The organism is Serratia sp. KH_031, assembly GCF_057839655.1.
The window spans coordinates 994651-1013497 of sequence record NZ_CM174496.1 but is presented as its reverse complement, the minus strand read 5'-3'; the positions used below and the strand labels follow the sequence as shown (position 1 = coordinate 1013497).

At 48.2% G+C, this 18847-nt stretch carries 17 protein-coding genes; 5 read left to right on the top strand and 12 right to left on the bottom strand.

All coding sequences use genetic code 11. The features are described 5' to 3' along the window. Positions 1-656: 656 nt before the first annotated feature. The 4 genes from mscS to epd form a co-directional block, all read right to left on the bottom strand. Complete coding sequence (gene mscS / locus AC3ISQ_RS04395; RefSeq protein WP_489350893.1) at positions 657-1505, bottom strand: small-conductance mechanosensitive channel MscS; 849 nt, start codon at positions 1503-1505, stop codon at positions 657-659. Positions 1506-1708: 203 nt separating this feature from the next. Next, positions 1709-2788 (bottom strand): class II fructose-bisphosphate aldolase, encoded by a 1080-nt coding sequence (fbaA, locus tag AC3ISQ_RS04390; protein WP_489350892.1) that lies wholly within the window; start codon positions 2786-2788, stop codon positions 1709-1711. Positions 2789-2888: 100 nt separating this feature from the next. Next, entirely contained in the window at positions 2889-4052 is a 1164-nt protein-coding gene (gene pgk / locus AC3ISQ_RS04385) for a phosphoglycerate kinase (protein ID WP_489350890.1), read from the bottom strand. Between the two features lie 65 nt (positions 4053-4117). Then, positions 4118-5134, bottom strand: a complete 1017-nt coding sequence (gene epd / locus AC3ISQ_RS04380) for an erythrose-4-phosphate dehydrogenase (RefSeq protein ID WP_489350888.1) — start codon at positions 5132-5134, stop codon at positions 4118-4120. Between the two features lie 386 nt (positions 5135-5520). Between epd and AC3ISQ_RS04375 the strand changes: the two genes are divergently transcribed. After that, positions 5521-5850 (top strand): putative quinol monooxygenase, encoded by a 330-nt coding sequence (locus AC3ISQ_RS04375; RefSeq protein WP_489350886.1) that lies wholly within the window; start codon positions 5521-5523, stop codon positions 5848-5850. 83 nt (positions 5851-5933) lie between these two features. Here the strand turns inward: AC3ISQ_RS04375 and rbsK are convergent, their stop codons facing one another. Genes rbsK through AC3ISQ_RS04335 form a run of 8 tightly spaced genes read right to left on the bottom strand, consistent with a single transcriptional unit; the run spans position 5934 to position 13980 of the window. After that, on the bottom strand, positions 5934-6866 hold the full coding sequence (gene rbsK / locus AC3ISQ_RS04370; protein ID WP_489350884.1) for a ribokinase: 933 nt from the start codon (positions 6864-6866) through the stop codon (positions 5934-5936). After that, on the bottom strand, positions 6863-7807 hold the full coding sequence (gene alsK, locus AC3ISQ_RS04365) for an allose kinase (RefSeq protein ID WP_489350882.1): 945 nt from the start codon (positions 7805-7807) through the stop codon (positions 6863-6865). The genes rbsK and alsK overlap by 4 nt, the downstream gene beginning before the upstream one ends. A 15-nt stretch (positions 7808-7822) precedes the next feature. Next, positions 7823-8503, bottom strand: a complete 681-nt coding sequence (gene alsE, locus AC3ISQ_RS04360) for a D-allulose 6-phosphate 3-epimerase (protein ID WP_489350880.1) — start codon at positions 8501-8503, stop codon at positions 7823-7825. A 30-nt stretch (positions 8504-8533) separates the two neighbouring features. After that, the gene (locus AC3ISQ_RS04355; protein ID WP_489350878.1) at positions 8534-9604 is read right to left on the bottom strand and encodes an ABC transporter permease; all 1071 of its coding nucleotides are present in this window, start codon (positions 9602-9604) and stop codon (positions 8534-8536) included. Between the two features lie 10 nt (positions 9605-9614). Further along, the gene (locus AC3ISQ_RS04350) at positions 9615-10604 is read right to left on the bottom strand and encodes an ABC transporter permease (RefSeq protein WP_489350876.1); all 990 of its coding nucleotides are present in this window, start codon (positions 10602-10604) and stop codon (positions 9615-9617) included. Then, complete coding sequence (locus tag AC3ISQ_RS04345; RefSeq protein WP_489350874.1) at positions 10597-12114, bottom strand: sugar ABC transporter ATP-binding protein; 1518 nt, start codon at positions 12112-12114, stop codon at positions 10597-10599. Before AC3ISQ_RS04345 ends, AC3ISQ_RS04350 begins: the two co-directional genes overlap by 8 nt. 2 nt (positions 12115-12116) lie before the next feature. Next, positions 12117-13103, bottom strand: coding sequence for a substrate-binding domain-containing protein (locus AC3ISQ_RS04340; RefSeq protein ID WP_489350872.1), 987 nt, complete (start codon positions 13101-13103; stop codon positions 12117-12119). 19 nt (positions 13104-13122) lie between these two features. Further along, positions 13123-13980 (bottom strand): DeoR/GlpR family DNA-binding transcription regulator, encoded by an 858-nt coding sequence (locus tag AC3ISQ_RS04335; protein WP_489350871.1) that lies wholly within the window; start codon positions 13978-13980, stop codon positions 13123-13125. A 947-nt stretch (positions 13981-14927) separates the two neighbouring features. Between AC3ISQ_RS04335 and AC3ISQ_RS04330 the strand changes: the two genes are divergently transcribed. The 4 genes from AC3ISQ_RS04330 (at position 14928) to AC3ISQ_RS04315 (ending at position 18816) form a co-directional block, all read left to right on the top strand. Then, a complete protein-coding gene (locus AC3ISQ_RS04330) occupies positions 14928-15875 on the top strand; it encodes a type VI secretion system protein TssA (RefSeq protein ID WP_489350869.1) in 948 nt (315 codons plus the stop codon). A gap of 20 nt (positions 15876-15895) precedes the next feature. After that, the gene (tssB, locus tag AC3ISQ_RS04325) at positions 15896-16456 is read left to right on the top strand and encodes a type VI secretion system contractile sheath small subunit (protein ID WP_489350867.1); all 561 of its coding nucleotides are present in this window, start codon (positions 15896-15898) and stop codon (positions 16454-16456) included. Next, entirely contained in the window at positions 16456-17985 is a 1530-nt protein-coding gene (tssC, locus tag AC3ISQ_RS04320) for a type VI secretion system contractile sheath large subunit (RefSeq protein WP_489350865.1), read from the top strand. Before tssB ends, tssC begins: the two co-directional genes overlap by 1 nt. 312 nt (positions 17986-18297) lie before the next feature. Then, the gene (locus AC3ISQ_RS04315; RefSeq protein WP_489350863.1) at positions 18298-18816 is read left to right on the top strand and encodes an Hcp family type VI secretion system effector; all 519 of its coding nucleotides are present in this window, start codon (positions 18298-18300) and stop codon (positions 18814-18816) included. Positions 18817-18847 lie beyond the last annotated feature (31 nt).

The following is an 18847-nucleotide window of genomic DNA, read 5'->3' as shown; positions in this document are numbered from 1 at the left end:
ATTCGGTGTAATTGGAATTGCCGCAAACGTGCGGTGTTCTATGCAGCAATAATGCTCGGCAATTGAAGGGGCTGAAAGGCGCAGCCCCTTCACCCGCGCCTACGCTTACCATAGCCAGCCCGCGATGCGGGTTCCCTCACGGCGCTGCCGTTGTCTGACGGGTCGGCTCAATGAACGTCCCTGTTCACATCGCCTCAGCCGACCATCCATGGTCGGCTGCCCCTGACAACGGCACCTTGTTCGGCTGTCTATGATGCGCTTAACGTCAAAACACTAATCTTCAGCCACCAGACAACCTTAACATTTTGACAGCGATAAATTGGGTGAGAGGAGCGCCGGTGTTGACGCCATTGAAGACGCTGAACGCAGGCACAGTGCATAGGCAAACGCGCCATGGACGGCGCGTTTAGGCGAGACAGACAGGGATGTCTGTCGTAGCCGGCCGTTATGCACTGGGACGGAGTGAAGGAAGTTGCGCCAGCAACCGTCTGATGTGGTAAGGGCTCGGGGTGCAGGGGAGCAGCTTTTGGCTCCCCTGCTCGGTCGTGGTCGCCCACGTTGCATGGAACCACCAAATGTATAGCGACCGAAACTTACAGCACATTGGCAAATAAATACTCTGACTAGCTAACATTAAGGGCTTTCGCCCCCTGTAACTATTCTGCTTTTTGGTGCAGATGCACATCCATTTGCGGATACGGGATGCCGATTTTATGCGCATCCAGTTGGCGCTTAAAGTTTTCCATCAGGTCGAAATAAACGTCCCAATATTGAGCGTTAGTGGTCCAGGAACGGGTGACGAAGTTCAGTGATGAAGGCGCCATCTCGTTCAAACGCACGGTAACGCCTTTGTCGTGCATGATGCGGCTATCAGCGGCAATCACATCACCCAGTACTTTTTTCACCAAATCGATGTCTGCGTGGTAAGACACGCCGACCACAATATCTACCCGGCGATTCGGCTCACGCGAGAAGTTGGTAATGTTACCGGCGATGATTTTACCGTTTGGCACCACAACAGTTTTGTTATCAGGAGTACGCAGGGTGGTTGAGAAAATCTGTACCTGATCAACAGTACCAGACACGCCCCCCAGATCGACATACTCACCAGTACGCAGCGGACGGAAGGCCACCAGCAACACGCCTGCAGCAAAGTTGGACAGCGAACCTTGCAGCGCCAAACCCACGGCCAAACCAGCGGCACCCAGCACAGCGATCACTGAAGTGGTCTGCACACCGACGCGTCCCAGCACGGCGATGAAGGTGAACGCCAGAATGCCATAGCGTACCAACGCAGATAAGAAGTGAGCCACGGTGGCATCAATGCCACGCAATTTCATCACGCGTTCGACAGCATTGCTGACCACACGCGCCACAATCGAACCGATGATAAAGATAACGATCGCGGCAACAATGTTCACCGCATATTGAATCAATAAATCTTGGTTTTTCTCTAACCAGCTACTGGCAGTATTAATGCCGTCTACTACATTCAGATCTTTCATATAACATCCTAATCTTTCCCATCAATGGGACTTACTCGCAAAAAGTGCCAACCAACTGACACAGAAAATTCCCAATAAAGGGTAAACAACAATTAAGACAGATGCCAACTTTGACAGAAAAAACCTAGGAGAAGCAATCAGAAGTAGAAGAAAAAATAAAGGCTCCGCAGAGGGAGCCTTTGGCAAGAAATATCAGGACATAATTACAGAACGTTAGTTGCGTTCAGTTCTTTGAAAGCCTGTTCCAAACGAACGATCATAGAGCTTTGCGCAGCACGCAGCCATACGCGTGGATCGTAGTATTTCTTGTTCGGTTGGTCATCGCCTTTCGGGTTGCCCAACTGACCTTGCAGGTAAGCTTCGTTAGTTTTGTAGTATTGCAGAATACCGTCCCAAGTAGCCCATTGGGTATCGGTATCGATGTTCATTTTAATCACACCGTAGCTGACAGAATCTTTGATTTCCTGAGCAGATGAACCAGAACCACCGTGGAATACGAAGTTCAGGCTGTTGTGCGGCAGGTTGTGTTTCTTAGAAACATAATCTTGGGAATCACGCAGAATCGTTGGAGTCAGAACAACGTTACCTGGCTTGTAAACACCGTGCACGTTACCGAAAGAAGCCGCGATAGTGAAACGTGGGCTGATTGCGTTCAGTTTAGTGTACGCGTAATCAACATCTTCTGGTTGAGTGTACAGAGCAGAAGCGTCCATGTGGCTGTTATCTACGCCATCTTCTTCACCGCCAGTGCAACCCAGTTCGATTTCCAGAGTCATACCCATTTTGGCCATACGAGCCAGGTATTTACCGCAAATCTCGATGTTTTCTTCCAAAGACTCTTCAGACAGGTCGATCATGTGAGAAGAGAACAGTGGTTTACCGGTAGCAGCAAAGTGTTTTTCACCCGCATCCAACAGACCGTCGATCCACGGCAGCAGTTTCTTCGCGCAGTGGTCTGTGTGCAGGATCACTGGCACGCCGTAATGCTCAGCCATCTGGTGAACGTGATGCGCGCCAGAGATTGCGCCCAGAATTGCCGCGCCCTGTGGCACGTCAGTTTTCACGCCTTTACCAGCGATAAATGCAGCACCGCCGTTGGAGAATTGAACGATAACCGGTGCTTTCACCTTCGCAGCTGTTTCCAGCACGGCGTTAATGGAATCAGTACCCACGCAGTTTACTGCTGGCAGAGCAAAGTTGTTCTCTTTAGCAACTGCGAATACTTTCTGAACATCATCACCAGTGATAACGCCCGGTTTTACGAAATCAAAAATTTTAGACATGTTTTTGTCCTATCTCATCGGCAAAATGAATGTAAACCGTTCTACTCGCATTGGGTTGCGAGATAAAACAACGGGCGGCTCTCGCCCCCCGTCATCTGAATTACTTCTTAGCGCGCTCTTCCAGCATCACTACAGCAGGTAAGGCTTTCCCTTCAACAAACTCCAGGAACGCACCGCCACCAGTAGAAATGTAGGAGATTTTGTCTTCAATGCCAAACAGGTCGATTGCGGCCAGAGTGTCACCACCACCGGCGATAGAGAAAGCTTCACTATCAGCAATTGCGTTGGCAACAATTTCGGTACCCTTACGGAAGTTAGGGAACTCGAAGACGCCTACTGGACCATTCCACAGAATGGTTTTGGCGTTTTTCAGGATCACGGCCAGACGCTCAGCGGACTCGTCGCCCATATCCAGAATTTGCTCGTTGTCTTTAACTTCGCTTGCTGGCTTCAATGTCGCAGCCGCAGTTTCAGAGAACTCGGTCGCTACGCGCACATCGGTAGGAACTGGGATATCACAGGTTTCCAGCAGTTTTTTAGCTGTAGGAACCAGATCCGCTTCATACAGAGATTTACCGACGTTGTTGCCTTGAGCCGCCACGAAGGTGTTAGCGATACCACCACCCACAATCAGTTGGTCAGCGATTTTGGACAGAGAGTCCAGCACGGTCAGTTTGGTAGAAACTTTAGAACCACCCACGATGGCCACCATTGGGCGAGCAGGATTACCCAGTGCTTTACTCAGAGCTTCCAGTTCAGCAGACAGCAACGGACCGGCACAAGCGATCGGTGCGAACTTGCCCACGCCGTGAGTAGATGCCTGCGCACGGTGTGCAGTACCAAAAGCATCCATCACATACACGTCGCACAGCGCCGCGTATTTCTTGGACAGAGTTTCGTCGTCTTTTTTCTCGCCTTTGTTGAAGCGAACGTTTTCCAGAACCACCAGCTCACCGGCAGCTACGTCAACGCCATCCAGATAATCTTTCGCCAGACGCACTGGAGATTTCATATGTTCTTTCAGGTAGTTAACCACTGGCAACAAAGAGAACTCTTCGTTGTATTCACCTTCGGTAGGACGCCCCAGGTGGGAAGTCACCATCACTTTAGCACCTTGCTTCAGTGCAGCTTCGATAGTTGGCAGGGAAGCACGGATACGTGCATCGGAAGTCACTTTACCGTCTTTCACTGGTACGTTCAGATCAGAACGGATCAGAACACGTTTACCGGCCAGATTGAGATCGGTCATCTTGATTACAGACATGGTGAACCCTCTTGGTTGATTCTCTATAAAGTTGCCCGAGCGACGTACCGTTAAGCACGCCGTAACTAGAAACCGCTGGCGGCCATTGCCCGTGTTGTATCCAACATCCGGTTGGCAAAGCCCCATTCATTGTCGCACCAAACCAACGTTTTAATCAGGCGCTGTCCACTGACCCGAGTTTGTGTGCCATCAACGATGGCGCTATGCGGATCGTGGTTAAAATCGATAGAAACTAATGGTAGTTCCGTATAGTCAACTATACCACGAAATGATCCCTGTGCGGCCGTTTGCAACAACTGGTTGACATCTGCCACCGTCACCGCCGAACTGACGCTAACACTGAGATCAATCGCCGTCACGTTGATAGTCGGCACGCGTACCGAAATCGCTTCAAAACGATCGCAAAACTGCGGGAAGATACGGGTAATCCCTGCCGCCAGCTTGGTGTCGACCGGAATAATCGACTGGCTCGCCGCGCGTGTACGCCGTAGGTCCGGGTGATAGGCATCTATCACTGGCTGATCGTTCATGGCTGAGTGAATCGTGGTGACAGTGCCGGATTCGATACCAAAGGCGTCGTCCAACAACTTGATCACCGGAATAATGCAGTTGGTCGTACAGGAAGCGTTAGAAACGATGCGATGTTCTGCCAGCAAATCCTGATGGTTCACGCCATACACCACGGTAGCATCGAGATCGTTACCGCCCGGATGAGCAAATAACACTTTCTTCGCTCCTGCCGCCAAATGGGCTTCACCATCACTTCGACTGCCGTAAACACCGCTACAATCCAACACCACATCAACGTTCAACTCACGCCAAGGCAACTGCTCGATGTCTGGTTGGTGCAACACTCGAATAGCATCATCACCGACGCTCAGTACATCGCCGTCCTGACGAACATCCCAAGCAAAACGACCGTGGCTGGAGTCATACTTCAACAAGTGCGCCATGCCTTCGGTGTTCGCGAGTTCGTTGATGGCCACGACGGAAATTTCCGCCCGACTCCCCGATTCATACAGTGCGCGTAAAACGCTACGGCCGATGCGGCCAAAGCCGTTTACCGCTATGCGGATGGTCATGCTGCTCCCGAAAAGAGGGCCTTCCCACCGGGGAAACTCGCCGGTTCAAGATGGCGCTGACTGGTTATCAATAACCGCATAGAGTACTTGAGCACACCGCCTGCTGTGAATCTCAACCTGACATTAATCTCATGAATCGCTAAATTAAATTGCGCGAACATTCTTAGTCTGCACAATGCAATTGCTCACTCAGGCATTTCAGTTGAATAATTCCTTTAACTGAAACGCTTCAGCCGAGCATAAACCAAAGTTTTGCCAAAAGGAACAGCGGCAACAAGCAGCCTGTTAACTGGATTGCATTTTGCGAAAATAAAATGATCTAGCGCACAATTTCGCTACCCTTAAATCTCTATCTTTAGTACGCCTATGCTTAACAAGGAGCCAAAATGACTGAAGTCAAAATTATTGCCACACTGACCCCAAAACCAGAGCATGTCGACACGATAAGAAAAGCCGCGAGAGCGATGGTTGGGCCAACCCATAAAGAACCCGGTTGCCTGCAATACGATTTACATGAAACACAATCGGTCGACGTCACTGCACTGGAAAAACCAGGAACAGTTTCCTTTATGTTTATTGAGCGCTGGGTGTCTGAAGCCGAGCTGAAGAAACACATCGCGATGCCTTATCACGATGATTTCCTAGAGATTTTAGAGGGGAAATTGGAAAGCATCAGCGTACAGCGGCCAATGGAACAATTGGAAAAATCAAAGTAACTATTCCAGCCACATCGACAAAGGGCGCTTAGCGCCCTTCAAATTGCAGTTTTTTGTTCATCTGTCGTTCAAAGAACTTGAGCTCACATCACCGACATTTTCATCCTCTCCATCGCCTCTTCATAGGTCGGCATAGAAGCCGCTGCGCCCGCGCGTTCTACGCAGACGGATGCGTATGCAGAAGCAAACCGTGCGGCGTCAGAAAGTGTCTCTCCTGCTGCAAGTTGTGAAGCCAATGCGCCGTTGAAGGCATCGCCCGCCCCCGTGGTGTCAACAGGAGTCGCTAGGCAGGCTGCGATCAACTGCGTTTCTCTATCGACAGACAGCAATGCACCTTGCGTTCCCAGCGTGATGATCAACGACTGAATACCTTTGGCGTGTAACGCATGGGCAGCTCGTTGGGCGGAAGGAATATCCTGTACCTCAATGCCCGTTAGCAATGTGCATTCTGTGGCATTCGGTGTAAGTAAATCCACCTGTGCCAGCAAATGGTCGGAAACTGGCTGGAACGGTGCGGGGTTGAGGATAATGTAAGTCCCGTTCTCTTTCGCAATACCAATCAATTTCTCAATAGCGGGAAGATTATTTTCCAATTGCGTGAGTAAGATATCTGCCGCGGCGATGGCCGGACGACACTGCTCAACTTCTTCGTCAGTGACCGTCAAATTCGCCCCCGGATCAACGGCGATCATATTTTCCGCATCGGCTCCGGCAACATAAATCAGTGCATTACCCGTCGGGCATTCGCTGGTGGAAAATAGTGTCACGGCGTCAAAACCCGCACCATCGAGGTGACGGCGAGCGAACATACCGAAATCATCTCGCCCCACTTTGCCGATGTAATGCACTCGCGCACCCGCTCGCAATGCAGCAACCGCCTGGTTCGCGCCCTTTCCACCTGCCCCCATCATGCTATTGCGAGCAATCAGTGATTCCCCCGGCAGTGGGAAACGCACCATTCCAGCGACAATATCGAGGTTGAAAGAACCAAATACGCATACCTTGCCTTTGTTCATGCCTCTCTCCTGAAAGAAAATGATCCGGCGGCCAAAGCAGGCTGCGACGGGAAAACGCGCTGTGCGGCTAAACACGCACCACGACAACCGGTTTCATCGGTGACAACACTGAAGTGAATATTCAGTCCGTTCGCCGGATAGGGGCTGCGTAAATGGCTACGTAACTGCTGTTCGAGCCGTGCCTGCGGGAAATTCTCCATCGCCAGTACACCACCGCCCAGCACCAAATAGTCAGGGTCCAGAATGTTCATTTCACTCGCCACAGTTCGCGCCAGACGCGCCACAAACTCGACTAAATCCACATGTTCTGCGTGACGAACAAACAGTTCGGCGAACGGTGTTTGTGGTAAATGTTGCCGAGCCCAGTGGGTCAGCCAGTTGCCGGAGGTTAACGTCTCAACGCAACCCGTCTTCCCACAAGGACAAAGTAACGAATTTCCCGCCAGCGGAATGTGTCCGAGCTCGCCGGCACCACCGTGTGCCCCATGATAAAAATCCCCATTGATCCACAAACTGTTGCCTAGCCCTGTGCCGAGATACAACCCAACAGCAACATCCGGCAGTTCACTGTGCTGTTTCAAATCCCACCACATCAAGTGGTTAACGTCTTTATCCATGGCTACTGGCAACTGCAATTTCGCCGACAGTAGCGCCGCCACGGGTTGGTTATCCAGCGAGGAAATAAACGGCAGCGAGAGTACCGTCTGCCGATTACGTGAGAGCACCCCCGGTAGACCGAGCATGATCTGCGCGACCTGATGATGCGGGTCCTGCTCTTGCAGATAAGTGGTAATCAACGTTTCCAGACCGCGCAGTGGATCAGTCTGCCCCGCCCAGTTTTGGGTCGGCGTTTTGTGGTAGCCGCGAAAATGCTGTTGGCTGTCCATCAACATTAAACGGGTATTCGTACCCCCAACATCGATCCCAAGAAAATGCGGCATACGGCTCTCCTGCCCTCAGGCTGCATGACGCGCCTGACGCATCTGATTGAGCATTTTGTCCCAGGCTTTATCCAGATCGCTGTCCAGAGTGAATAAACCAGAACTGCCGACAATCAATACTTCTGCGCCCGCAGACATCAGATCCTGATAGGTTCGCAGGTTGCAGGAACCGTCGATTTCGATCAAATAGTGATAACCTTTTTGCTGCTTTAGATCGCGAAGTTGAGCGATCTTCTCCAACATCTCAGGGATAAAAGGCTGCCCGGCATAGCCAGGATCCACAGTCATCACGGTGATTTTATCCAGCAGATGAATGTAGTGTTGGATGTACTCCACTGGGGTCGCGGGGTTGAGCACCACACCGACTTTTTTACCCAACGTGCGGATTTGATTGATGATGCGAAACGCATCGCGGTTAATGGTTTCAGCGTGCGGACAAATAAAATCGGCCCCGGCTTTGGCTATCGGTTCAATAAAATCAGCGGGGTTTTCCACCATCATATGCACGTCGAGTACCAGTGGCGTGTGCGGGCGAATCTGCTCGATAAAGAACGGTGATAACGTGATATTTTTGACGTAATGACCATCCATAATGTCGATGTGCAGCATGTCCGCGCGGCGGTTGAGCACAGCCAACTGCTGTTTAATGTCGATCAAACTCATGCACATCAGCGACGGAGAAATTTTATATTCCATGTTCTGTTCCTAGGTTCAGAGGTAATAAGGTTAAGATTGCGTAGCGCGTGCTTTGGCAGCGCTCATGCGCCCCGCCCGTTTCTGAAGAAAGCGCGCGCGAAAGAATTTCAACGCCAGCACCACAATCAGTACCGCGCCCCACATCGCCAAACTGAAATGCGGGCTGACGTTCATCAGATTCAGACCGGTGGAAATCACCTGTAGAACAATCAACGAGAGCACGACACCCGCCACTTTGCCGAAACCACCGTTAGGGTCAGTGCCACCCAGAATGATGGCGAGCACCGTCAGCAGCAGATATGAATCGCCGTAGCCCATACGCGCCGAATTGAAACGCGCCATCATGATTAACCCGGCAATCACGCATAACATGCTGGAAATGACGTAGATGGCGATCAGCACCCGGTGCGTGTTCACACCGCTGAAATGCGTCGCGTTGATGTTGCTGCCACTCATGTAGATATATTTACCGAGACGGGTACGCTCTAAAAACACCGCGATGAGCGCGGCTGTCAGTAGGAAGATAATCAGCGGCACAGGGACGCCGAGCAGAGTTTCCGCGCCAATAAAGCGCACAATATCCGGCATCCCGCTTATCGCTGCTCCGCGTGAAAGGTAGATACCGGTGCCATTGACCGCCGTCATCGTCGCCAGCGTTACCAAAATCGGATGCGCGCCAACGTAAGCCACTAGCGCCCCCGTCAACATGCCGATCACCAGAGCCAAAATCATCGCACCGATCAGCGCCAACGTTAGCCAGACAGCCTGCATAGCCATACCGGCATCCGGTGGGAGCCAGGTTAGAAACACCCATGCCATCAGCAAACTCGTCAGATTGGCGGTGGCGATAATGCACAAATTCAGCCCCCCACTGAGGATCGGGATAAACATCGCCAGCGTCAGCAAACCGAGTTCCGGCAGTTGGAAAGCAACGCTCATAAAAGTCGCGTCGCTGAAAAATCGCCCCGGCATCGCTAGGCTGAAACCGATAATCACCACCAGCAATAACAGTGATAACCCAAGGGTTGTGTTGTCGATTTTCAGATGCTGTCGAGCATCAGGCTTGGCTTTAAGACTCACATCTCTGCTTTTCGTGAACATAGCGATTTCCTCAGGCGAAGCCGACTTCGGTTTCTTTGCGTTTTTTATAATGGGTAACGGTGATGGCCGCGACGATCACCACGCCAATGACGATGTTCATGAAATAGCTAGAGACACCAATCAGGTTGAGACCATTTTTCAGCACGCCAATCAGGAACACCCCCATCAGGGTACCCACCACGCTGCCTTTACCCCCGTTGAGGCTAGCGCCACCAAGCACGACAGCAGCGAGGACGTCAAGCTCGCCCCCCACCAGCGCATTCGGTACCACTTCGCCGACACGGTAGACTTGAACCAGCCCACCAATCGCCGCCATTGCGCCGAGATAACCGTAAGCAAACAGATGCAGTAATCCGACGCGGATACCAATGCGGCGCGCCGATTCCTGATCGCCGCCTACCGCAAACAATTGACGACCCAGATGCGTTTTATTAAGCAAGATCCAGCTCAGCCCGGCGACCGCCAACATCACCACCACCGGCAAACCAATCTGATAATGCTGCTCACCGACGCTAAACGGCAGGATGCGAATCGGCGTGGTCAGCCAGTCCGGCAGGTCATACAAACTGGTACCGTTGGTTAGCCACATCAACATGCCAAACAGTAATGACTGCATACTGATAGTCACAATGATCGACACAATGCGCAGACAGTAGATCAGAATGGCGTTGATCATTCCAAGCAGGGTACCGATGGCGATCGCCAGTAAAATGCTACCCGTCGGACTGCTCAGGCCGTAATGAATCGCCAGCGTGGCAATGCTGTACTGCACCACTGACGCGACCGCCGCAAAGGAGATGTCGATACCACCGGTCACCAGTACCACGAATAGGCCAAGCGCGAAGATACCGCTGACGGCGTAGCTTTCGCTGAGATCCAACAGGTTCTGTAACGTCAGAAACTGGTTGGTGAGCAGAGAGAATGTGACGATAACCACCAGCAAAACCCAGGCTAAATAGCCCTCGTTACTCGACGGACGTAATCGGCTGAGCTTAAGCATTCACCACCTCCGCAAGTTGTTGCTGAGTGATGCTGCCCGGTAAGTATTCACCCGCTATAGTGCCTTCACGAAAATGCAGCACGCGGTCACAGTTGAAATAAACTTCCGGCACTTCGTCAGAAATCAGCAGAATTGAAATCCCTTCTTCCGCTAACTGATGTACCAACTGATAGATACTGGCTTTAGCGCCCACATCTACGCCAACAGTGGGCGAATCGAGGATGAGGATTTTGGGCTGCGTCAGCACCCATTTCGCCAGTACAATCTTTTGTTGATTACCTCCGGACAGCGTGGAGATCGCCTGATCGGGATTCGCCACTTTGACGCCGAGCTTTTCGATCCACTGCTGGATAATTTTGTTTTTCCGGTATTCGTCGATCAGATGAAAACGGCTTCGCAACTGCTCCATGATCGCCAGCACGGTGTTATCGCCGACCGATTGTTGCTGGATCAAACCGAGCGTCAAACGGTCTTCCGAGACATAGCCGATGCCGGATTTGATCGCGTCTTCATGGCTGCGAAAACGCACCGGTTTGCTGTCGAGATAGATTTTTCCGCTATCTGGTTTGGTCATACCAAACAGACTGAGTGCCAATTCGGTGCGCCCGGAACCCAGTAATCCACATAGGCCAAGTACTTCTCCGGCGTGCAGCTTAAAACTCACGTCGTGGTACTGACCTGCGCGGCTGAGTTTGTCGGCCTCCAACATGATGCGTTCGTCATTCATGTTGGCAGCCTTCAGGTGATAATCGAGCTTCAGGCCAGTCATTAGCTCGGTCAGACGTTCACTGCTGACTTCTGCGGCCGGGAATGTCCCGACTTTTTTACCATCACGGATCACCGTCACGCGGTCAGAAATCTCCAGCACTTCGTCGAGGCGATGACTGACGAACACCACGCTGATGCCTTTGCTTTTCAGATAGTGAACTGTGCGCAATAACTTATTCACTTCGGTGCGGGTCAGTGAGGCGGTCGGTTCGTCCATGATCACCAATCGCGCGTCGGCGACCAATGCACGACAAATCGCTACCTGCTGACGTTGGGCAATCGGCAGCATCGAAACTTTACTGTCGAGATCCAATGTGTAATTCAGTTCAGTCAGAATATGCTGCGCAGTTTCTCGCAGCCGTGATGGTCGATACCAGCCCATCAGCCCTTGCAGATTGTGGTCAAACGCGATGTTTTCGAAGACGCTCAAGTTCGGAAATAACGACAAATCCTGATAAATCACCTGCACGCCAAACTGACGAGCTTGATCCGGATTCAACCGGCTAAAAGTTTGCCCACCCAGGGTAATCTGGCAACCGTTATCCGGTTGATAACCCCCCGAGATCACTTTGATCAACGTACTTTTTCCGCAACCATTGGTGCCTGCCAAGCAGTGAACCTCGCCCTGCATCAACCGCAGAGAAATATCGTTGAGTGCACGCTGCCCACCAAAAGTCACCGACAGATTTTGCACATCAATCAACGATTCGTTGTCTATTTGAATGATCTCGGAGATTGCCATGATTACAGCCCCATTTTGACCAGTTTCGGCAGGTTCGCTTTGTCCAGACTTTCGGTTTCATTACCCAAAATAGTGCGTGTCGCCTCGTCCACTTTCACTTTGCCCATGCCTTCGATAGTCATGCCGTCAGTGATTTTTTCGCCTTTTTCCAGTTTTTCGGCGATGCGCACGAACACTTCACCAGCCACCATCGGATTCCAGATAAAGCCACCTTTAATGGCACCGGCTTTAACCAGACTGGCTCCCTGCCCTGGGCTGAATGGCCCGAACACGCAAATGTCCGCGGTTTTGCCACGATTAAGCACCGCACGACCGGCACCGATGGGGCCTTGAGAACCGATCGCCAGAATGCCTTTCAGATTGGCATCTTTGGACATCAGATCGTTGGTGGTGCGGATGCTGTCATCCAACGATTCCCCAACGCCAAATTTGTCACCCACCAAACGCATATTCGGGTAATGCTCTTTTTGATAATTGATAGCGGCATCGGCCCATTTTTGATGCAGTGGCACCGTCAGACTGCCGACGTACACCGCATAATCACCTTTCTCTTTCATACACTGCGCCAGCGCGACCATGTGATTGATACCGTGCTGCGTGGCATCGACCATTTCAAAATCCCAATCGGCGTATTTTTGATCCGGCGACTCGTGCACGATGACTTTAATTCCTGCGTCATGCGCACGTTTCAGCACCGGCTCAAGTACCCGGGCATCATTAGGAACAACCCCGATAACATCGACTTTCTGCGCGATCAGATCTTCAATGGCACGCACCTGCAACGCCGGATCGGCACTGGTCGGCCCAACCTGCCAGGCATCAATGCCACGTTTGGCGGCTTCGCTTTTTATCCCGGCCTCCATCGCATTGAACCAGGCGTTACCGCCGACTTTCACCACCACGCCCATGCGAATTTTGTCAGCGGCGTGCGCAGACAGAGACAACATTGCCGTGGCGAACAGACAGGTAAGAACGGATTTCTTGATCATGTTTACTCTCCTGGGAGGTTCAGTTATTTACCGCAGCTAACGGACCATTGCGGCTGTTTTTAGTTTTTCTCTGTAGAGGTGAAGGAGAAACTTCAATCACGTTAACGTTGCTCCAGGCCAGTTCTTGGCGGAATTCTTCATCCTCCAGATGGTCTGTTATCAGTGTGTCAATTTCCCGGTAGTGGCAGATCCGCGCAAAAGAGCGGCGACCGAATTTACTGGAATCAACCAATAAAATTTTGTGCTCGGAAGAAAGCAGCATTTGCTGTTTCAGCCGCGCATGATGCTCGTTACTCTCACGTATCCCCCCTTCATGACTGATGCCATGGCAGGAAAAAAACAGTTTGTTGATCACGAACTCTTTCAACATTTGCTCCGCAAGTACGCCGACAAAATCTTCGTACTTCGCCGAATATTCACCACCCAGCCCAATCACGCGCACATTGGCTTTCACCGCCAGCGTTTGAATGATGTGTACTGAGTTGGTCAGTACCACCAATGGGATGTCCGGCAGTTGGCGAGCCAAAAACCAACTACTGGAACTGCTATCAAGCAGCAAACAATCACCGGCATTGATTAACTGCAATGCCCGTTTGGCGATGCGCGTTTTGCTATCTGGCGACTGATTACTGCGGTCACGGAACGACTCCCCCTGTTCTATCTGCGCCGGAACCGCGTTTTTTTCGCCCGCAGAATGCGCCATAAATACCGCACCGCCGTGACTGCGTAACAACACACCCCGTTTTTCCAGCAGTGTTAGATCCCGCCGCGCCGTTTCCAGAGAGATGCGGCACAACTGCGCCACCTCTTGCACCAGAATGCGCCCGCGCTGGCTGAGGATTTCAGAGATAAAACGATGTCGTTCTACTGGCAGCATACGGTGATTCCTCTTTCCCGATGTCAAATAGGATACGCAGCCCGATGCTCGCGAAATGCGCAGTGCCTCAAAAGCGACCGTGTGCAATTTTCGCCACATTCGTCACGTGAGAGTTGTCACAAAAAGGGGAGAAAAGATGAAATGTTAAACTTTAGATCTGTGGTGGGAACGGCATAAAATCGCCATTTACGCTGCAAGAAGACAATAGCGGATTTGCAAACGGTCACAATTCCTCGCCCCTTGCAATGACCGTTAATGACCGTTTTTGTGGATTTGACCGTTTGGACTTAAAGAAGTGACCTTGTTACTGATGTCGAACCTGACTGTTATGCTTATGAGCTGTCACAGCTGATTTTCTAGACACTATTTTGTGACAAATCCCCGTCATATATCAGTTACCTTAAACATATTTCAGACCGTCAAAAATTTGAAACCCAACGAAATACATTAAAAATACTAATTAATTTACATCCAATGAACTATTGTTTAACGAAATATTAATATTTACTGATATAAAAATAGCAAACTGCCCCAATTACGTTATTCACCTTAAATTACAGACTCAAGATAAAATCAATATGTGACTAATTAGTATTTAATATATTTAATGACTAATTATACGCAAAAATAAAAACATAACAATTACAATACACTGACATTATAACAACAATTATTTTGCTATAAAATTCCCTAAGAAAAAACCACACACTTGAATAAAAATAGTTTGTGACAATAATAAATAAATAAATATCACATTAAAAATCTTAACAAATTAGAAAACTAAAGAGTGGAATATCAACCATTATTTTCAATCAATCGAGTCACATCAAGTCATTTAAACAATTGGAAATAACCCTTGGAACATGGCTATATAATTAGCAGCACATGATTAAAATTAAATTTTCCTATTTTCTGTTTTCAGAATGCATGTTAAAAGGTATGAAGATATGGATATCAATAATTACGAAAATGATATTATTGAATTTGATCATCGCTATACAGAGATTGAATTCATGCTAGCAAAAGCAGACAGCAACAATGATCCGCTTAATTCCCCCCCCGGATCAGATTCAACAAATTGGAATGTAATTATCGGCTATTGTCACGAGCTACTAGAGATGGACTTCGATTGCCGTGTAGTTCTGTGGCTTCTCCGCGCAGAATTAAATACCAAGGGTTTCATGGCACTTTTTTCACGAATATCGGACATAGAGCTGCAGTTTGAAAAATGGAAAAGTTCTAATACAGATGAATATACTGACAAATATCATAATGTTTCTATTGAACTGAGTTGGCTAGCTAGCCATCAATGTTTATCACTAGTGAAAAATAGCGTTCTGACACCGGATTCAACCATCACATTGGATGTATTGCTTAACCAGAATAAAGATATTGAACAACGCTCTCTTCACTATTCTCAAATTGTATTAACAATTGCTAATACGAATATGCTCTATCAGCAACTTGGGTTGCCAACCTTGGCTAAACAACTGTCTTATATTGAAGAAGCATTAATTCGAATCGAAGATTTTTCTAATGACAAACATAACGACTACCGACTCGACTGTCGCCAACTACGACATTATTTATCAATATCATCTCATTTTATTTCCTCACTCAATCAAACAGAAGAAACGATTTATCCTGAGGGAAATGAAGTACAGACTAATGAAATAAAAGAGATCTATCAATCCTACTACGAGCTAAAAAATAGACATGATGTTATTCTTACTTTGGATAAAGTACTTGAGTATTTTGAAAGGAATGAACCAAGCCACCCAGCTCCAATACTTATTCGTCGTTCTCAAAAAATGATCGGTATGGACTTCGCTGCGATTGTTGAGAACATGCTACCTGAAGCACTTAGCTCCTTGCAGCAATTCACAGGAAAATAATATCTTAGTAGGAGATTATAATGGTAAAAGACTCAAGCTCACAAAAATTCATTGGTAAAAACAATGCGCCACGAGTACAGATTGAATACGATGTAGAGCTTTATGGTGCGCAGAAAAAAATTGAGCTCCCTTTTGTTACCGGTGTGATGTCCGATCTCTCTGGTGATAGAAAAACAGAACTACCATCCATCGAAGAGCGTAAATTTTTAACCTTCGACAAAGATAATTTTGATGACCGTATGCGAGCAATTAAGCCACGTATTGAAATGTATGTTGACAGCACATTGAGCGAAAATGACGAGCTACTTGATATCGAATTGGAGTTTGAATCAATGGAAGATTTCTCTCCTGGCGAAATTGCCCGTCGCATCCCTCAAATGGCTTCATTATTGGAGGCACGTGAACATTTGACTCAACTCATTACCTATATGGATGGTAAGTCCAGTGCCGAGGATATTGTTAAGTCATTAATAGAACAACCCGATTTTCTCCATAAACTAGTAACCGATGCAAAAGGCAGTATTGCGGAGGCTCAAGCACAGGTAGAACGAGACGAACAAGAATTAAAAGGAGATAATTAATGGCAGATGAACAGTATGTTTCGAAATCGAGTATCACTGAGAAAAATAATTTCTTTCCTAATGATTTCGAAAAAAGTGAAAATGAACTCGATACGCTACTGAAAAATTCATTCCGCCCGAGTACACAAGAAGCTTCCTTGGCGGTAAAACGTGCCATTAGCACACTTTCTAATTATATCAATGACAGTAAGGTTAAAGTTAATCGCGATGTTATTTTTACCATAGAGAATTTGATCGCTGAGATTGATGAGAAACTTTCAGAGCAGATGAATGTCGTCATCCATCATCCGAAGTTCCAAAAATTAGAATCAGCTTGGCGTGGGCTTTGTTATTTAGTCGACAATACTAATGTTAATGAAATATTAAAAATCCGCGTGCTCAATATCAGTCAAGATGAATTAATGCGTAGTTTACGACGTTATCGAGGTGCGGCATGGGATCAGAGTCCTATTTTCAAGCAAATTTACGAACACGAATATGGCCAATTCGGTGGTGAACCTTTCGGTTGTATTATTGGTGACTATGAATTTGATCATAGTCCACTCAGCGTAGCATTATTGACTGAGATGGCAAAAGTGGCGGCAGCAGCACATTGCCCGTTCATTTCTGCTGCATCCCCTTCGGTAATGCAAATGAGAAAATGGGATGAACTGAGCAACCCTCGGGATATAGGGAAAATATTTAACACCCCAGAATATGCCTCATGGCGGCGCTTACGGGAGAGTAATGACTCACGATATTTAGTTCTCACTATGCCGCGCTTTTTATCGCGTCTTCCTTATGGTGCAAAGACTTCACCGGTGGAGTCGTTCAATTTTGAAGAGGTGGTTAACCCTGAAGTTGATGACGATTTCTCATGGGCAAACTCCGCATATGCTATGGGTGTGAATATTAACAGGGCTTTTCACGAATATGGTTGGTGTTCAAAAATTAGAGGTATTGAGTCTGGAGGATCTGTTGAAGAATTACCAGCTTATTCTTTTCCTTCGGAGGAAGGTGGCTATGAACTGGTATGCCCAACAGAAGTGGCCATTTCAGATCGTCGTGAACAAGAACTCTCTGATACTGGTTTTTTACCGCTAGTTTATCGCAAGCATTCTGATTTTGCTGCATTTATTGGCTCGTGTACATTACATTCCCCCGCGATTTATGATGACGATGATGCAACAGCCAATGCAAAGTTATCAGCTCGCCTGCCCTATATTTTTGCTACCTGTCGTTTTGCACATTATTTGAAGTGCATTGTCAGGGATAAAGTAGGCTCATTCCGTGAGCGTATTGATATGCAAATTTGGCTTAATGACTGGTTAATGAATTATGTTGATGGCGATCCTAGTGTTTCGACGGAAGCGACAAAAGCGCGTAGGCCGTTAGCTGCTGCGGAGGTTAATGTTGAAGAAATAGCAGATGAACCGGGATATTATCGTGCCCAGTTTTATTTACGCCCTCATTACCAGTTAGAAGGTATGACCGTTTCATTACGTTTAGTGTCTAAACTCCCATCAGCAAAAAGTGACGGTAAGCAATAGAATAATATAAGTCTAAAAGAAGCATCTATCTTAACGACTTCTTTTACATCTTAAAATATCAGTGTTATATCGAAGAAATAAGTGAAAAAGAGCCTATTTTAGTAGGTGTGATTATCGCAGCTATTTTTAATACGGGCACTTGAACGCCTTCTATGACTTGTAAGGCGAGTACAACATGTATCCGAGCGAACTAGTAGTACGTGAGGATTTTGAGCACTACCTAGGTTCAAATGGCAAGTGAAATAACCTAATGAGATAAGTTCTAGGTCTTACTCATTATATTAAGCATTAATGTCAACAAAGGAGATAATAATGGCAGCATTAGTTGATTACTTTTTGAAAATTGAAGGTGTCGATGGAGAATCACCAGACCAAGCTTATCCTGGTTGGATTCAACTACAAGCTTGGCAGTGGGCTGAGGAAAACGCGGGCCGGTGGGGGGTAGGAAGTGGTGGTGGTTCGGGTAAAGTCGAGATGAAAGACTTTGAGTTTCGCATGGTATCCAATAAAGCTTCACCAAAACTTTTCCTTATGTGTGCAACCGGAGAACATATTCCACAAGCAAAATTGGTTTGCCGGAAATCAGGTCAAGGTCAGCAAGACTTTTTAACCGTCACTTACAGCAACTGCCTAGTTTCGTCGTTCAAAACTGTAGGTAATATGCCACTAGAACATATGGGTGTATCACAGACGGATACGGTTATCCCCACCGATGTCATTAAACTGAACTTTGCTCGTATCGAGCTTGAGTACAAAGAACAGAAAAATGATGGCTCAATGGGTGCCGTTATTAAAACAGGTTATGACTTGAAGCTTAATGCTCGAATTTAATCACAAGGTATATACCAAAAATAATTTGAAT

Excerpts from the sequence above, each read along its gene's own strand:
- mscS (WP_489350893.1), bottom strand. The coding sequence starts at position 1,505 with ATGAAAGATCTGAATGTAGTAGACGGCATTAATACTGCCAGTAGCTGG.
- fbaA (WP_489350892.1), bottom strand. The coding sequence starts at position 2,788 with ATGTCTAAAATTTTTGATTTCGTAAAACCGGGCGTTATCACTGGTGAT.
- pgk (WP_489350890.1), bottom strand. The coding sequence starts at position 4,052 with ATGTCTGTAATCAAGATGACCGATCTCAATCTGGCCGGTAAACGTGTT.
- epd (WP_489350888.1), bottom strand. The coding sequence starts at position 5,134 with ATGACCATCCGCATAGCGGTAAACGGCTTTGGCCGCATCGGCCGTAGC.
- AC3ISQ_RS04375 (WP_489350886.1), top strand. The coding sequence starts at position 5,521 with ATGACTGAAGTCAAAATTATTGCCACACTGACCCCAAAACCAGAGCAT.
- rbsK (WP_489350884.1), bottom strand. The coding sequence starts at position 6,866 with ATGAACAAAGGCAAGGTATGCGTATTTGGTTCTTTCAACCTCGATATT.
- alsK (WP_489350882.1), bottom strand. The coding sequence starts at position 7,807 with ATGCCGCATTTTCTTGGGATCGATGTTGGGGGTACGAATACCCGTTTA.
- alsE (WP_489350880.1), bottom strand. The coding sequence starts at position 8,503 with ATGGAATATAAAATTTCTCCGTCGCTGATGTGCATGAGTTTGATCGAC.
- AC3ISQ_RS04355 (WP_489350878.1), bottom strand. The coding sequence starts at position 9,604 with ATGTTCACGAAAAGCAGAGATGTGAGTCTTAAAGCCAAGCCTGATGCT.
- AC3ISQ_RS04350 (WP_489350876.1), bottom strand. The coding sequence starts at position 10,604 with ATGCTTAAGCTCAGCCGATTACGTCCGTCGAGTAACGAGGGCTATTTA.
- AC3ISQ_RS04345 (WP_489350874.1), bottom strand. The coding sequence starts at position 12,114 with ATGGCAATCTCCGAGATCATTCAAATAGACAACGAATCGTTGATTGAT.
- AC3ISQ_RS04340 (WP_489350872.1), bottom strand. The coding sequence starts at position 13,103 with ATGATCAAGAAATCCGTTCTTACCTGTCTGTTCGCCACGGCAATGTTG.
- AC3ISQ_RS04335 (WP_489350871.1), bottom strand. The coding sequence starts at position 13,980 with ATGCTGCCAGTAGAACGACATCGTTTTATCTCTGAAATCCTCAGCCAG.
- AC3ISQ_RS04330 (WP_489350869.1), top strand. The coding sequence starts at position 14,928 with ATGGATATCAATAATTACGAAAATGATATTATTGAATTTGATCATCGC.
- tssB (WP_489350867.1), top strand. The coding sequence starts at position 15,896 with ATGGTAAAAGACTCAAGCTCACAAAAATTCATTGGTAAAAACAATGCG.
- tssC (WP_489350865.1), top strand. The coding sequence starts at position 16,456 with ATGGCAGATGAACAGTATGTTTCGAAATCGAGTATCACTGAGAAAAAT.
- AC3ISQ_RS04315 (WP_489350863.1), top strand. The coding sequence starts at position 18,298 with ATGGCAGCATTAGTTGATTACTTTTTGAAAATTGAAGGTGTCGATGGA.